Here is a 14,329-nt window from a genome sequence, read left to right as displayed (position 1 = left end):
CGGGCGCTAGCGCCCGACGCCGGCCGTCTCGTCCACGTGGGCGTCCTCGCGGAAGTGCGGCATGACCTCGCGCGCGAAGAGCTCCATCATCTCGAGCGTCGCCTCGTGGCTCCCGCCGTTCATCCCGGAGCAGACGATGCCGGCCTGGAGCTCGTCCCCGAAGACGCGGAGCTTGTCGCGGACGGTCGCGGGGCTCCCGTAGACGATGTACCCCTCGCGGTCGGCCTCCTCGAACGTGAGCTCGCTCGGGAGCTTCGGCGGGTTCGCGAGGAGGCGCCGCAGCGAGGCCTCCGTCATGTAGCCGGGCGGGCGCCAGAAGGGCGGACGCATGCGGAGGCCCGTGTTGAAGACCCACATGGTGTGCTTCTGCGCCAGCTCGCGCGCCTTCGCGTCGCTCGTGGCGACGCAGATCGGGACGTTGACCGTCAACTGGTAGCGGCTCGCCTTGTAGCCGTTCCGCTCGCACGCCTCGCGGTACTCGCCGTAGATCTGGGCGATCCGCTTGATCGGCGTGAAGACCATCAGGTAGGGGAAGCGGCGCTTCGCCGCCCACTCGACGGTCTCGCTCGAGCCCTGCGACGGGCACCAGACGGGCGGGTGAGGCTTCTGGAGCGGGCGTGGCCACGGGTTCACGTAGTGGTAGCGGTAATACTTGCCGTCGAAGGGGAACGGCCCCTCCTCGGTCCAGGCCCTCAAGATGAGCTCGGCCGCCTCGTAGAACCGCTCGCGCGACTGGGTCGGGTTGATACCGGTTGAGAAGTACTCGGCGCTGATGCCGCGCACGAAGCCCGAGATGACGCGTCCGCCCGAGACGACGTCGAGCATGGCGATCTCCTCGGCGATGCGTAGCGGGTTCTCGCGGAGCGGTAGCCCGTTGCCGAGGATCGCGAGCTTGGCACGCGAGGTGCGGCGCGCGAGCATCGCCGCCATGACGTTCGGGCTCGGCATCGTGCCGTAGCAGTTCTGGTGGTGCTCGTTGACGCAGAGCCCGTCCCAGCCGAGCTTCTCGGCGTATTCCAGCTGGTCGAGGTACTGGTTGTAGAGCGTGTGGCCGACCTTCGGGTCGTAGACGCGGTTCGAGAGCGTCACCCACGACGAGGGCTCGTCGTGGTCCATCACGTACGGCATCAGGTGGAAGTAGTAGAACTTCATGCGGCGCCCTGCTCCCGGCAAAACTCGATCACCGCCGACGCGACCGCGCCCGGCTCCTCGAGGTGAGGCACGTGACCCGAGTCGGCGAGCACGCTGAGGCGCGCCCCGGGGATCGCGCGCTGCCACGTCTCTCCGCACGGGGAGAGCGGGGCGAGCCGGTCGTGGGCGCCCCAGCAGAGGAGGGTCGGCGCGGCGATGCGCGCGAGCCGGCGGCGCAGGAGCGGGTCGTAGAGGTAGGGGTTCCAGGCGACGCGCGCGAGCGCCGCCCCCTGGCGGTACTGGAGCGCGAGCGTCTCGACGGACTCGTCGGGCGGGGCCAGCGCGAGGGCCGCCATCGGGTTGTGGAACACGGTCGCCACCACCTCGGGGATGTCCATCCCGAAGAGGAACGGGTAGATCCAGCCGTCCACTTTGATGCCGACCGGGTCGATGAGGACCAGCGAGCGGAGCCGGTGCGACGCCATCGTTGCCAGCTCGGCCGCGATCCAGCCACCGAACGACGCGCCCACCAGGTGGACGCGCTCGAGCCCGAGCGCGTCGAGCAGATCCAGGTAGTGGAAGGCCAAGTCCGAGATGTGCTCGATCCAGTCGGCCGCGGGCGAGCCGCCGTGGCCGGGATGGCTCGGCATCCGCACGGTGAACTCCTTCGCGAGGCGCTCCTGGAATGGAAGCCAGCGCCCGGCGCCGCCCGCGCCGTGGAGGAAGAGGAGCGGCGGCCCCGCGCCGTCCTCGAGCATCTGGACCGGCGTTCCGCGGACCGAGAGCTCGCGGCGCTCGGGCATCAGCCGATGAAGAAGCCGCCGTTCGGCGACAGCCACTGGCCCGTGAAGAACGCGCTGTCGTCGGAGGCGAGGAAGAGCGCGGTCGCGGCGATCTCCTGCGGCTCGCCGAGGCGGCCGAGAGGCGTGTGGCTGAGCGTCGCCGCCCGGATGAGCGGCGGCACACCCTGGGTCATCGGCGTGTCGATATAGCCCGGGCAGATCGCGTTGACGCGGATCCCGCGGGAGGCGACTTCCCTGGCCACGGCGCGCGTGAAGGAGAGGATCGCGCCCTTCGCCGCGCTGTAGTGGGGCGCCGCCGGGAGTCCCATCAGCGCCGCGACGCTCGAGATGTTGACGATCGCGCCCCGGTTCCGGCCGCTCATGAGGCGGAGCGCCTCGCGGGTGCAGAAGAAGGTTCCATCGACGTGGACCGCGAGCATCCGCCGCCACGCCTCGTCGCTCATGTTCTCGGTGACGTCGAGGTGGGTCTGGACGCCCTGGCCGCTCATCATCTCCATGATCCGCGTCTCGGCCTTCTTCATGAGCCCGGCGCGGTCGTCGCCGGGGCCCAGCGCGATCCCGGCGTTGTTCACGAGGACGTCGAGGGCGCCGAAGTCCCGCTCGATCACCGCGAACATCGCTCTCACCTGGCCGCTGTCGGCGACGTCGGCCTGGATCGCCCGTCCGCGCCCGGGGTCGCGCATTTCCTTCACCGTCTTCTCGGCGGTCTCGAGGCGCAGGTCGTTGACGACGACGCGCGCGCCCTCCTCGGCGAAGAGGAGCGCGATCGCCCGCCCGATTCCCGACCCGCCGCCCGTCACCAGCGCGATCCGGTCCTCGAGCTTCATGCGACGCTTCCGCTCACGTGTACCTCACGTCCTCCGCGGTCAGCTCACCGCTTCCGCAGATCACGACCGGTCAGCATGGGAACGCTCCTCCCGAAGGGTGTGCCGAGCTTAGGGGAACATCCGGGGACGGTCAAGGACGGCGACGGCTGCGCCGTCAATGATGGAACACCGCCACCAAGCCGCGTCCCGGCGCGAACACGTAGGAGTTGTCCCCGTCCGATTTGAGATTCGTCTGCCAGCGGAACCGCAGGGCGTGGGGCACGCTCAGGAACACGTAGTCCAGCTCCTCGATGATGATCCGCGTCAGCTGACGGTCGTCGTAGGCGCGCGTCTCTCCCGCCCGCCACCAGCCGAGCGGGAACTTGGAGGCCTCCGCCGACTCCCGCCGGCGGCTCTGGCGCACGTCGGTGACGCGCCCGATACCGTCGCCCTGGGCGTTGATCCGGAACAGCTGTACGATCTCGCCGGAGCGGCCGCTGCGGCGCGCGCGTTTCAGCACCATGACGCTTGGATCCTCCGCCCACGGCTCCGGCCCCTCGATGGTGATGACGGGATGATCGGCGGGGATCGAGGGCTTGTGCGACAGGCGCACCGGCGTGAGCGCGAGCACGCGCTCGCCGTCCCATTCCGCCCCGGTCCAGAGCTCGACCGGGATGAACCGGCGCACCGGTGTGCCCGCTGCGTCCCGCTCGGTCGCGTCGTCCCACACGGACGAGGCGAGCCCGCGGCCCGCGCCCCAGAGGAGGACGAGACAGACCGCGCCGAAAACGAGCAGCCGAGCCGCGCGGTGCCTGGCGCCCACGCCTCGAAGATAGCACGCAGGCGAGACGTCTCCAGGGCACCCCACGCTTGACTGGGGCGCGTCAGCCGGGCTAGGGTCGCGTAACGAGGAGCGTGACCCCATGCGAGAGCTCAGGATCTGGATGAACGGCAAGCTCGTGGCCCAGGACCAGGCGGTGCTCCCGGTGAACAGCGCCGCGGTCTTCTACGGGACCAACGTGTTCGAGGGCCTCCGAGCCTACTGGAACGAAGACGACGGTGAGATCCACTGCTTCCGCCTCCAGGAGCACTTCGTCCGGTTCCGCGAGTCCATGAAGATGATGCGCTTCACGGTCCCGTACAGCGACGTGGACCTCTACGACGCCGTGCGCGACGTCCTCAAGGGGAACGAGATCCGCGAGGACATCCACATGCACCTGGTCGCCTACGTGACGGGCCCCGGGATGGACGCCACCACTCCGACCGGGATCTACATCAACCCGCGGCGCCGCGGCCGCATCTCGGACGGGGGCCTGCGCTGCTGCGTGAGCTCCTGGCACCGCACGTCGGACAACGCGATCCCGATCCGGCTCAAGTGCGGCGCGAACTACCAGAACGGCCGCCTCGCCCTGCTGCAGGCGAAGGCCGACGGCTACGACGCGCCCATCTTCCTGAGCCAGCAGGGGCACGTCGCGGAGGGCACCGGCGCGACGTTCTTCATGCTCCGCAAGGGCAAGCTCGTGACGCCGCCGGTGTCGAGCGACATCCTCGAGTCCATCACGCGCACGACGCTGATCGAGGAGATCTGCCCCGACCTCGGCGTCGAGGTCGTCGAGCGCGAGATCGACCGCACCGAGCTGTACGTCGCCGACGAGGCGTTCTTCTGCGGCAGCGGCTACGAGATCACGCCGATCGTCTCGATCGACCGCTTCCCGCTCGCCGACAGCGGCGTCGGCGCGACCACGCGGCGGCTCCTCACGGCCTACATGAGCGTCGTGCGCGGCGTGGACAAGCGCTGGCCGGAGTGGCGCACGCCGGTCTACCGGCCCGTGACGGTCTGAGCGTTCCGCGCGGTCGCTGAATCCCCGCGCCGGCGGGGGGCGTCCCAACGAGGGCGCACCCCGCTCGACCCGAGGAGGACGGACCCGATGCGAACGCTCGTGCTGGTCGTCGTCGCGCTGCTATTCGTCGTGCTCGCTGGCCTCGAGGTGATCGAGTCCAGGGTTTCCCCGATCGCCGCGCCCCTGCCGCCGTCTCCAGCCGCGCCCGCCCCCTGAGCACGGCTCCGGGCGACCCGCCCCAGGGCGTCCGCCGCCGTTCCCTGTCAACCGACGTCCCCGTCGTTCGTCTGTTCGAGATGAGCGCAGGGGATGGGTTGACAGGCGACGGTCGCGCCGACGCGGAGCGTCCACCGACCTACGAGGAGCTCTTCGAGGCGCACCGGCGCCGTCTGGGACGACTGTGCCGGCTCCTCCTGGCCGACCCCCAGGAGAGCCAGGAGGTCGTGCAAGAGGTGTTTCTCAAGCTCCACCAGGCCTACGCGAGCCCCGAGCCTCCCTCGGACTGGAGCGCCTGGCTCACCCGCGTGGCCGTCAACGCGTGCCACGACCGGCGGCGGGCCGGCTGGTGGATGCGCTTCCGCCGCTACGGCGAGCGCCTCGACGAGGCGACGCTGCTCGCGCGCGAGGCGTCGCCCGAGGAGCGCGCCATCGGCGAGGAGACATGGCGGCGCGTCTGGGCCGCGTTCCGCCGGCTGCCCGACCGCCAGCGCGAGGTGTTCGTCCTCCGCCAGCTCGAGGGGTGGTCCACCCAGGCGGTGGCCGAGGCCCTCGGGCTCAGGACCGGAAGCGTGAAGAGCCACCTCTTCCGCGCGATCCGGCGGCTTCGCGCCGCGGCGGTGGGGAGCGGGTCGTGAGCCGCTGCCTGTCCGACACGGCGCTCGAGCGCATCCACGCGGGCGGCGGACGCGAGGCTCAGCGGGCGCACCTCGAGATGTGCGCCGTCTGCGCGGAGCGCTACCGCCGGCTCGTCGCCGAGCTCGACACGATCAGCTACGTCCTGCGCGAGACCGACGAGCCGCGGGCGCGCGTGCCCATGCTCCGCCGGTCGCTCGTCCCGATCGCCACCGCCGCGACGGCGGTCGTCGCGGTCGTCGCGCTCTGGAGCTCCCTGGCCGGGCGGCCCCCGGTCGCGCCGCCGCCCGAGCCGTCACAGCGTGACGAGACGCCAGCCTACCTGCGCGACGTGTCGTACACGATGTTCTCCGTCAGCGGGCAGGCGCCCTCGTCGCCGTCGGAGGTGCTCGTCGCGGACGTCTCGACGGCGGGCGAGGCCGGCTGCGAGTGGCCGGAATGGGCCGCGACCAACGGGTGCGACGAGGACGCGCGCGTGGACAGGCTGCTCGATCTGTTCAGACGACCCGACATCGATGGCTGACGCCGGAAGGAAGACATACGCCATGCACAGACACATCGTGCTCGTCGGACTGGTGGCCCTGCTCGCCTGGGCGGCGCCCGCCCGGGCCCAGGAATCGCACTTCATGCCGCGGCGCCCGGCCGGCGACGGCATGCTGCTGCCGCTCATGCTCCGCAGCGCCGAGCTGACGCCCGACCAGCAGGCGAAGGTGCGTGAGGTCATCGCGGCCCACCGCGCCACCACGCGGGCCATCGTCCAGCAGCTTCACCAGGCGCAGGCCGACCTCGCCGACAAGCTCTTCGCGCCGGGGGCGCTCCAGGAGGCCGACCTCGCGGCCCAGCTCCAGCAGATCGGGCAGCTCCGCGCGCAGCTCCTCCAGGCGAGCGCGCGGGTCGCGCTCGAGGTGCGGACACTCCTCACCCCCGAGCAGCTCGCGAAGGCAGCGCAGGTGAAGGACCGGATGCGGACGCTCGAGTCCGAGATGCGGCAGCTCCTGCAACCAGCGCGGCCCTGAGATCGGGGCCGCTTGGAATCCCGACGAGAGGAGGTGATCCGATGCGGAAGATCGCTCTGTCCGCTGTCGTTGCGACGCTCGTCCTGTTCTCCGCCGGTCCGGCGCTTGCGTTCCAGTGTCCGAGCCTGATCAAGAAGATCGAGGATGAGACGGCGACGCGCTTCGACCCGGCTGCCGCCGAGGCGAAGGAGAAGGCCGCCCAGGCGGCCGAGCTCCACGGCAAGGGGCAGCACGCCCAATCGGTGGAGGCCGCGAAGGCGGGGCTGAAGGCGCTCGGGATGTAAGGGGTCGTTGACCGGCGTCCGGCGGGCGTGCGTCACGCGCGCTCGCCGGGCGCCGTGCCGTTCAAACCCGCCGGCGCCCGCTCGAGTCGGCGTACACTCCGAACCCGATGAGGTCGAGAGGCCGCCGCCTCCGTGTGCCCTGGGTCGTCGTGGCGGCGCTCGCGCTCGCCGCGGCCGGCCCCGGGGCGCCCCCGGTCCTCCGCGCGGGCGCCGGAGGGCCGGTGAGCCTCGCCGGGCAGCTCCTCGTCGCCACCGAGGAGATCCGCGACCCGCGCTTCCACCACACGGTCATCTACATGGTCCGCCACGACGCGACGGGCGCGCTGGGGCTCGTCGTGAATCGCCCGCTCGGCGAGACGCCGCTGGCGCGGCTGCTCGAGCTCTTCGGCGCGGCGGGCGAGGGCGTCGGCGGCAGCGTCCGCGTCCACTACGGCGGGCCCGTCGAGATCACGCGCGCGTTCGTGCTGCACACGACCGACTGGGCGAGCGCCGAGACCACCGTGGTCGGCGGCGGCATCGGCGTGACCTCCCACCCCGCCGTCCTCGACGCGATCGCGCGCGGCCAGGGCCCGCGGCGCTCGCTCTTCGCCCTCGGCTACGCCGGCTGGGCGGCGCGCCAGCTCGAGGGCGAGCTCGAGCGAGGCGCCTGGATCAGCGTGCCGGCCGACGAGGCGCTCGTCTTCGATGACGCGGCCGAGAGCAAGTGGCGGCGCGCGACGGCACGGCGGAAGATCGAGATCTAGCGTCCGGTGAGATGCCGTGCCCTCCGGGGCGAGGGGGCGCGCGCGTTGACAAGCTCGGCGGCCCTATGGTTATGTCTCATCGCCGTCGCCGCCCCTGAGGAGGAGCCCATGAGTCGCATCCGACCCCTCGCCGTCGCGGTCCTCTCCCTCGCCTGGCTCGCGGCCGGCGCGCCCGGGCGCGCGGGCGCGGAGACCACGCTCCGCGTCGTGATGCACTCCGACCTGAAGATCGTGGACCCGATCTGGACCACCGCCTACATCGTGCGCAACCACGGCTACATGGTCTACGACACGCTCTTCGCGATGGACGCCAAGGGCGAGATCCGCCCGCAGATGGTGGACCGGTACGACGTCAGCGGCGACAAGCTGACCTACACGCTGACGCTGCGCGACGGGCTCGTCTGGCACGACGGCAAGCCGGTCACCGCCGAGGACTGCGTCGCCTCGATCAAGCGCTGGGCGGCGAAGGACTCGATGGGCCAGAAGCTCGCGGGCTTCGTGAAGGAGTTCCAGGTCGTGAACGCGAAGACGTTCAAGATCCTCCTCAAGGAGCCGACGGGCCTCGTCCTCGGCGCGCTCGGCAAGCCGAGCTCGAACGTGCCGTTCATGATGCCCAGGCGCGTGGCCGAGACCGACGCGAACACCCAGATCTCCGACTTCACCGGCTCGGGCCCGTTCGTCTTCAAGAAGGAGGAGTGGAAGGCCGGGGACAAGGCGGTCTACGTGAAGTTCGACAAGTACAAGCCGCGCGCGGAGGCGCCGTCGGGTCTCGCCGGCGGCAAGGTCGTCAAGGTCGACCGCGTCGAGTGGAAGTGGATCCCCGACCACCAGTCGGCGGTCAACGCGCTGCTGGCCGGCGAGATCGACTACATCGAGTCCGCGCCGCACGACCTGCTGCCCGTGCTCAAGCAGGACGTCAACGTCAAGCTCGTCGATTACAATCCGCTCGGCAACCAGTACACGTTCCGCTTCAACACGCTGCACAAGCCGTTCGACAACGCGAAGATCCGCCAGGCCGTGTTCTATGCCTTCAACCAGGAGGACTTCCTGAAGGCCGTGGTCGGCGACTCGGCGTACTACAAGACCTGCAAGTCCTTCTTCCCCTGCGGCTCGCCGATGGCCAGCACCAAGGGCATGGACGGACTCCTCGAGTCGAATTTCGAGAAGTCGAAGGCGCTGTTGAAGGAGGCCGGCTACGACGGCACGCCGGTCGTGCTGATGCAGTCCACGGACCTCGCCGTGCTCACGAACCTGGCGCCGGTCGCCAAGTCGCTGCTCGAGCGGGGCGGCTTCAAGGTGGACATGGTCTCGATGGACTGGCAGACCCTGGTCGCCCGTCGGGCCAAGAGGGACCCGCCGGCCGCGGGCGGCTGGAACGCCTTCCTGACGGGGTGGGTGGCGGCGGACATCCTCAACCCGGTGATGATGGGCTTCATGAACGCCTCCTGCGAGAAGGCGATGTTCGGCTGGCCGTGCGACCAGGAGATCGAGAGCCTGCGCGAGCAGTTCGCGCGCGAGACGAACCCGGCCAGGCAAAAGGCCATCGCCGAGGCGGCGCAGATGCGCGAAACGCTCTACCCGACCCACATCCCGCTCGGCCAGTGGTACCAGCCGATCTCGACGCGCAAGAACGTGGACGGGATCATGACCGCGCCGGTGCCGGTGTTCTGGAACGTCACCAAGAAGTGAGCTGACGCGGCGTCGGCGATGCTGTCGTACGTCGGGCGCCGCCTCCTCGCCACGATCCCGGTCATGGCGGTGGTGGCGGTGGTCGTGTTCTCGCTGCTGCGCCTCACGGCCGGCGACCCGGCCGCGATCATCGCGGGTGACAACGCCACCTCGCAGCAGGTCGCCGAGATCCGGGCCAAGCTGGGCCTCGAGCGGCCGATCGCGCAGCAGTTCGTCATCTGGCTCGGCAACGTCCTGCGCGGCGACTTCGGCGAGTCGTTCTTCTTCAAGAAGCAGGTGAGCGAGCTGATCCTGGACCGCGTGGAGCCGACGCTGGCGCTCTCGGTGTGCACGCTCGTGCTGACGGTCGCGACGGCCGTCCCGCTCGGCGTGCTCGCCGCCTGGAAGCGCGGGACCTGGATCGACCGCGGAGTGATGGGGCTCTCCGTGCTCGGCTTCTCGGTGCCGGTGTTCGTGATCGGCTACGCGCTGATCTACCTCTTCGCGATCTCGCTCGCCTGGCTCCCCGTCCAGGGCTACCAGCGCCTGCGTGAGGGCGTCGGGGGCTTCCTCGAGCACCTGATCCTGCCGAGCCTCACGCTCGCCGCGATCTACGTGGCGCTGATCGCCCGGATCACGCGCGCGAGCGTGCTCGAGGTGATCAACGCCGACCACGTGCGCACGGCGCGGGCCAAGGGCCTCGCGGAGATGCCGGTGCTGCTGCGGCACGTGCTGCGCAACGCCGCGGTGCCGATCGTCACCGTGATCGGGCTCGGCGTCGCGCTCCTCATCGGCGGCGTCGTCGTGACCGAGTCCGTCTACTCGATCCCGGGTCTCGGACGGCTCACGGTGGACGCGGTGCTCGCGCGCGACTACCCCACGGTGCAGGCGGTGATCCTCCTGTTCTCCATGGTCTACGTGCTGCTCAACCTGCTCGTGGACCTGACCTACACCGTCCTCGACCCGAGGATCCGGTATTGAAGGCCGTCGCCGGCTCCGTGTCCGTCGCGGCGCTCCCGCCCGCGGCCGCCGCGCCCGCCGGGATCGCCCGCCGGCTGCGGCGGCACGGGAGTGTCGCGCTCGGCGGCGCGATCCTCGCGGCCGTCGTCGCGCTCGCGTGCCTGGCGCCCGTGCTCGGCACCGTGGACCCGGCGCGGATCGATCCGGTCGTGCGGAACCAGCGGCCCGGCGCGCAGCGTCTCGTGCGCAACGCCGACGGCGCGCAGACGACGCGCACGTACTGGATGGGCACCGACAGCCTCGGGCGCGACGTGTACAGCCGGGTCGTCTACGGCGCGCGCGTGTCGCTCATCGTAGGCGTGACGGTCGCGCTGGTGAGCGCGGCCGTCGGTCTCGTCATCGGCGTCCTCGCGGGCTACCTCCGCTGGCTCGACGGCGTCGTCATGCGCGTGATGGACGGGCTCATGGCGATCCCGGCGATCCTGCTCGCCATCGGCCTCGTCTCGCTGTCCCGCGCGGGCCTGCGCACGGTCATCCTGGCCATCGTGATCCCCGAGGTGCCGCGTGTCGTCCGCCTCGTGCGGGCGGTTGTCCTCTCGATCCGCGAGGAGCCCTACGTCGAGGCGGCGGTCGCGCTCGGCGCGCGCACCCCCGCGCTGCTCGCGCGCCACGTGCTGCCGAACACGATGGCGCCGCTCGTGGTGCAGGCGACGTTCGTCTGCGCCTCGGCGATCCTCGTCGAGGCGATCCTCTCCTTCCTCGGCGTCGGCATCCCGCCGGAGACGCCCACCTGGGGCAACATCATGGCGGAGGGGCGCGCGCTCTTCCGCATCCTCCCGCACAACATCCTGTTCCCCGGCGTCTTCCTCGCGGCGACCGTGCTCGCGGTCAACATGCTCGGCGACGGCCTGCGCGACACGCTCGACCCGCGGCTCCGTAGACAGATCTGAAGGCGGCGCTCAGGAGTTTTCCAGGTCGCGCCGCCCCGGACGGCGGTACCCTTGACGCATGACCAGGCGGGAAGCCCTCGCGCTCGCGTGGGGCGCCGTCCTCGGGCTCGCCGGTGCCGCGGCGGCCGCCCAGAACTACGCGCCCGAGAGCCTCGCGCGCTGGTTCCGGTTCGAGTGGAAGGCGAGCGGCGCGAAGCTCACGGGCTACCTATACAACCAGACGAACCGCGCCGCGGCGCGGATGCAGCTCCTCATCGAGGGCTTGGACGGGTCGGGCAAGGTGACCGGCAAGACCACGACGTGGGTGCTCGGCGGCGTACCGCCGAACAACCGCGCCTACTTCGAGGCGACGGTGCCGAACGCCGCGTCCTACCGCGTGAGCGTGCTCTCCTTCGAGTGGCTCGACGAGCACGACCGGCGCCGCTGGTGACGCGAAACTCGCGCGACGGCGCCCTCGGAGACGTGCGATACTCGCCGGGTCCCACGGGAGCGGGTTCAGCGTGGACCCGCCCCCGGACTGCAGCGCGCCACCGTCGCGAAGGAGTCCCGCTCGGTGAGGATCGAGGTCTTCGACAACCAGATCGAGGCCGCCCTGAAGCAGCTCAAGAAGCAGATGCAGAAGGACGGCCTCTTCCAGGAGATGAAGCGGCGCGCGCACTACGAGAAGCCGTCCGTCAAGCGCAAGCGCAAGCAGGCGCAGGCGCGCAAGAAGCGCCGGCGGGCCCTGCAGCGCTCCCGCTCCTGGGAGGACGACTAGCCCGAGCCCCCCGGCCGGGGTGACCGGAGCCCGCGGATCACGTCGAGGACGCGGAGGATCTCGCGCCCGTCGCGGACCATCTGCCGGTCGCCCGCCTGCCCCCAGCGCAGCACGCCGTCCCGGTCCACGACGAACGTGGAGCGGTAGGCGACGTTCCGATCCTCGTCCAGGACTCCGTAGGCGCGAATCGCCACGCGGTGGAGATCGGAGAGGAGCGGGAAGGGCACGCTCCGCGCCTTGGCGAACGCCGCGTGGCAGGGCGGGCTGTCGCCGCTGATCGCGAGCAGCTCGGCGCCCCGCTCACGCACGCCGGGGCCGACCTGACCCAGGTCGGCGAGCTCCGGCGTTCAGATGTTGCCCCAGTCGTAGCAGTAGAAGACGAGCACGACGTCCGCCTTGCCCTTGAAGTCGGCGAGCGCGATGCTGCCGCCGGTCGTCGCGGGAAGGGAGAAGTCCGGGGCCGGCTGTCCGTAGCGGAGCGATGGCATGGGATCGGGTCCTCCTCGAGAGCGCCGTCAGACCAGGCGGCTCCGGATGTCGATCTCCGACGTGAGCGTCCGGTGCACGGGGCAGCGGTCGGCCATCTCGAGGAGCCGCGCGCGCTGCTCCGGCGTGAGCGGGCCGGTGAGCGCGATCTCGCGCTCGATCCGGTCGAGCATGCCCTCCTTCGTCTCGCACTCGGCGCAGTCGGAGGCGTGGATCCTCGAGTGCGCGAGGCGGACCGTCACCTCCTCGAGCGGCCACTGCTTGCGTCGCGCGTACAGCGCGAGCGTCATGGACGTTCAGGCCCCGAGGGCCGCCAGGAGCAGGTCGTAGGGCGACGGCCCCGTGTCGGTCCCGCCGGCCGCTTCGGGCTCGTCCGCCGCCAGCCCGTGCCGGCCGGCGACGATCTCCTGGGCGAATCCCCCGGCTCCACCGCGAACGATCACCGTGCTCATGGGCCCTCCTCGTGTGCCGGGGTCCATTATTGAATAGGTCGCGGGACAGGTGCAGAATCCGTTTGCCGCCATCGAGCGGCGCGCGGGAGGCCCAATGGGGCTGCTGGACGGCAAGGTGGCGGCGGTGACCGGCGGGGGCAACGGGATCGGGCGCGCGGTGGCGCTCGGCCTCGCCCGCGCGGGCGCGAAGGTCGTCGTCAACGACTACGGCGTCACGGTGGACGGGCGCACGCCGTCGAGCGCCGCCGCCCAGGCCGTCGTGAAGGAGATCGAGGCGCTCGGCGGCCAGGCCGTGGCGAACGCCGAGAGCGTCGCCACCATGGCCGGCGGCGAGGCGATCGTCGAGTCCGCGCTCAAGCGCTTCGGCGACCTCCACGTCGTCGTGTGCTGCGCGGGCATCCTGCGCGAGCGCATGATCTTCAACATGACCGAGGAGGAGTGGGACGCGGTCGTCGCGGTCCACCTGAAGGGCCACTTCACCGTTCTGCGCGGAGCGACCCGGCACATGCGGGAGAAGCGCCGCGGGCGCATCATCGCCTTCACGTCCACCGCCGGGCTCGAGGGGAGCCCGGGCCAGCCGAACTACTCCGCCGCCAAGGAGGGCATCGTCGGGCTCATGCGCTCGACGGCGCTCGCGATGGCGAAGTACGGCGTGACCGTGAACTGCATCTCGCCGACCGCCGAGACGCGGATGACCGAGCGCCTCGCCGACGACCGCCGGGCGCAGGCGGCGGCGCCGCCCGAGGCGATCGCGCCCGTCGTGGCGTTCCTCGCGAGCGACCGTGCCGCGCACATCACGGGCCAGATCGTGCACGTGCGCGGCCACCAGGTGAGCCTCTGGTCGCACCCGGCGCCCCTGCGCGCCGTCACGAGCCGCGAGGGCTGGACGCCGGAGGCGCTGGCGGACGTCTGGGACCAGGGGCTCGGCCAGGACCGGCTGCGCCGGTTCGACGCGCTCGGCATTCCCTGGCCGCCGAAGGTCTCACCCTGAACAGGAGGACCGCATGGGATCGCTGACCGGATCGGAGCTGCTCGCGCGCTCGCTCGTGTCGCAGGGCATGGACACGCTCTTCTACCTCATGGGCGGGCCCATGATCGAGACCGAGAGCGCGTGCATCAAGCTCGGCGCGCGCGCGGTGGACACGCGCCACGAGCAGGCGGCCGCCATGATGGCGCACGCGTACAGCCGGCTCACGCGGCGCCCCGGCGTCTGCATGGGCTGCTCCGGGCCGGGCACGACCAACCTCGTCACGGGCGTCGCCAACGCGTTCGTGGACGCCGCCCCGCTGATCGCCGTGGGTGGCTCGAGCCCGCGCGTCTTCCTCGAGATGGAGGCGTTCCAGGAGATCGACCAGGTCGCGATGATGCGCCCGATCACCAAGTGGGCCACGCGGATCCTCGACGCCAAGCGCATCCCCGAGCTGGTCGCCATGGCGTACCGCGAGGCGACCACGGGGCGGCCGGGTCCGGTCTACCTCGACCTGCCCGGCGACATCCTGGGCGAGACGGTGGACGAGGCGGCGGTGGCGTTTCCGCGCCGCGTCGCGCCCGCGCCGCGCGCGCTCGGCGATCCCGCCGCG

The 14,329-nt window shown here is 71.1% G+C and carries 19 protein-coding genes and 1 pseudogene; 14 read left to right on the top strand and 6 right to left on the bottom strand.

Annotated features, from left to right (window positions below):
- Positions 1-6: 6 nt before the first annotated feature.
- The 4 genes from VKG64_18845 to VKG64_18830 form a co-directional block, all read right to left on the bottom strand.
- Positions 7-1,152 (bottom strand): LLM class flavin-dependent oxidoreductase, encoded by a 1,146-nt coding sequence (locus VKG64_18845; GenBank protein ID HKB27099.1) that lies wholly within the window; start codon positions 1,150-1,152, stop codon positions 7-9.
- A complete protein-coding gene (locus VKG64_18840; protein ID HKB27098.1) occupies positions 1,149-1,934 on the bottom strand; it encodes an alpha/beta fold hydrolase in 786 nt (261 codons plus the stop codon). Before VKG64_18840 ends, VKG64_18845 begins: the two co-directional genes overlap by 4 nt.
- Entirely contained in the window at positions 1,934-2,761 is an 828-nt protein-coding gene (locus tag VKG64_18835; GenBank protein ID HKB27097.1) for an SDR family NAD(P)-dependent oxidoreductase, read from the bottom strand. Before VKG64_18835 ends, VKG64_18840 begins: the two co-directional genes overlap by 1 nt.
- Positions 2,762-2,915: 154 nt before the next feature.
- Positions 2,916-3,563: a hypothetical protein gene (locus VKG64_18830; GenBank protein HKB27096.1), complete on the bottom strand. Its 648-nt coding sequence runs from the start codon at positions 3,561-3,563 to the stop codon at positions 2,916-2,918.
- A gap of 100 nt (positions 3,564-3,663) precedes the next feature.
- Between VKG64_18830 and VKG64_18825 the strand changes: the two genes are divergently transcribed.
- The 12 genes from VKG64_18825 to rpsU all read left to right on the top strand — a co-directional run bounded on the left by VKG64_18825 (position 3,664) and on the right by rpsU (position 11,811).
- Positions 3,664-4,581, top strand: a complete 918-nt coding sequence (locus VKG64_18825; GenBank protein HKB27095.1) for an aminotransferase class IV — start codon at positions 3,664-3,666, stop codon at positions 4,579-4,581.
- Between the two features lie 87 nt (positions 4,582-4,668).
- Positions 4,669-4,797 (top strand): hypothetical protein, encoded by a 129-nt coding sequence (locus tag VKG64_18820; protein HKB27094.1) that lies wholly within the window; start codon positions 4,669-4,671, stop codon positions 4,795-4,797.
- Positions 4,798-4,895: 98 nt separating this feature from the next.
- Positions 4,896-5,435, top strand: a complete 540-nt coding sequence (locus VKG64_18815; protein HKB27093.1) for an RNA polymerase sigma factor — start codon at positions 4,896-4,898, stop codon at positions 5,433-5,435.
- Entirely contained in the window at positions 5,432-5,956 is a 525-nt protein-coding gene (locus VKG64_18810) for a hypothetical protein (protein HKB27092.1), read from the top strand. Before VKG64_18815 ends, VKG64_18810 begins: the two co-directional genes overlap by 4 nt.
- Before the next feature lie 22 nt (positions 5,957-5,978).
- Positions 5,979-6,449 (top strand): periplasmic heavy metal sensor, encoded by a 471-nt coding sequence (locus VKG64_18805; GenBank protein HKB27091.1) that lies wholly within the window; start codon positions 5,979-5,981, stop codon positions 6,447-6,449.
- Between the two features lie 41 nt (positions 6,450-6,490).
- Positions 6,491-6,733: a hypothetical protein gene (locus VKG64_18800; GenBank protein HKB27090.1), complete on the top strand. Its 243-nt coding sequence runs from the start codon at positions 6,491-6,493 to the stop codon at positions 6,731-6,733.
- A 107-nt stretch (positions 6,734-6,840) separates the two neighbouring features.
- Positions 6,841-7,476: a YqgE/AlgH family protein gene (locus VKG64_18795; GenBank protein ID HKB27089.1), complete on the top strand. Its 636-nt coding sequence runs from the start codon at positions 6,841-6,843 to the stop codon at positions 7,474-7,476.
- Between the two features lie 108 nt (positions 7,477-7,584).
- Complete coding sequence (locus VKG64_18790; GenBank protein HKB27088.1) at positions 7,585-9,165, top strand: ABC transporter substrate-binding protein; 1,581 nt, start codon at positions 7,585-7,587, stop codon at positions 9,163-9,165.
- An 18-nt stretch (positions 9,166-9,183) separates the two neighbouring features.
- The gene (locus VKG64_18785) at positions 9,184-10,125 is read left to right on the top strand and encodes an ABC transporter permease (protein ID HKB27087.1); all 942 of its coding nucleotides are present in this window, start codon (positions 9,184-9,186) and stop codon (positions 10,123-10,125) included.
- Between the two features lie 62 nt (positions 10,126-10,187).
- The gene (locus tag VKG64_18780) at positions 10,188-11,054 is read left to right on the top strand and encodes an ABC transporter permease (GenBank protein ID HKB27086.1); all 867 of its coding nucleotides are present in this window, start codon (positions 10,188-10,190) and stop codon (positions 11,052-11,054) included.
- A 58-nt stretch (positions 11,055-11,112) separates the two neighbouring features.
- Positions 11,113-11,484 carry an FxLYD domain-containing protein gene (locus tag VKG64_18775; GenBank protein HKB27085.1) on the top strand — a complete coding sequence of 124 codons (372 nt, stop codon included), beginning with the start codon at positions 11,113-11,115 and terminating at the stop codon, positions 11,482-11,484.
- A gap of 123 nt (positions 11,485-11,607) precedes the next feature.
- Positions 11,608-11,811 (top strand): 30S ribosomal protein S21, encoded by a 204-nt coding sequence (gene rpsU / locus VKG64_18770; protein HKB27084.1) that lies wholly within the window; start codon positions 11,608-11,610, stop codon positions 11,809-11,811.
- On the opposite strand, the gene VKG64_18765 is transcribed toward rpsU, so the two are convergent.
- Positions 11,808-12,299: a redoxin domain-containing protein gene (locus VKG64_18765; GenBank protein HKB27083.1), complete on the bottom strand. Its 492-nt coding sequence runs from the start codon at positions 12,297-12,299 to the stop codon at positions 11,808-11,810. The two genes, rpsU and VKG64_18765, sit on opposite strands and share 4 nt — an antisense overlap.
- A 27-nt stretch (positions 12,300-12,326) precedes the next feature.
- Positions 12,327-12,692: pseudogene (locus VKG64_18760) on the bottom strand (OsmC family protein).
- A 151-nt stretch (positions 12,693-12,843) separates the two neighbouring features.
- On the opposite strand from VKG64_18760, the gene VKG64_18755 reads away from it, so the two are divergent.
- Both VKG64_18755 and VKG64_18750 read left to right on the top strand, forming a co-directional pair.
- Positions 12,844-13,740 (top strand): SDR family NAD(P)-dependent oxidoreductase, encoded by an 897-nt coding sequence (locus VKG64_18755; GenBank protein ID HKB27082.1) that lies wholly within the window; start codon positions 12,844-12,846, stop codon positions 13,738-13,740.
- Between the two features lie 13 nt (positions 13,741-13,753).
- The coding region (locus VKG64_18750) for a thiamine pyrophosphate-binding protein (GenBank protein HKB27081.1) at positions 13,754-14,329 on the top strand (576 nt) is incomplete at its 3' end.

This window comes from Candidatus Methylomirabilota bacterium (assembly GCA_035260325.1).
Classification (GTDB): domain Bacteria; phylum Methylomirabilota; class Methylomirabilia; order Rokubacteriales; family CSP1-6; genus AR19.
This window is presented reverse-complemented; position numbering and strand designations above follow the sequence as displayed.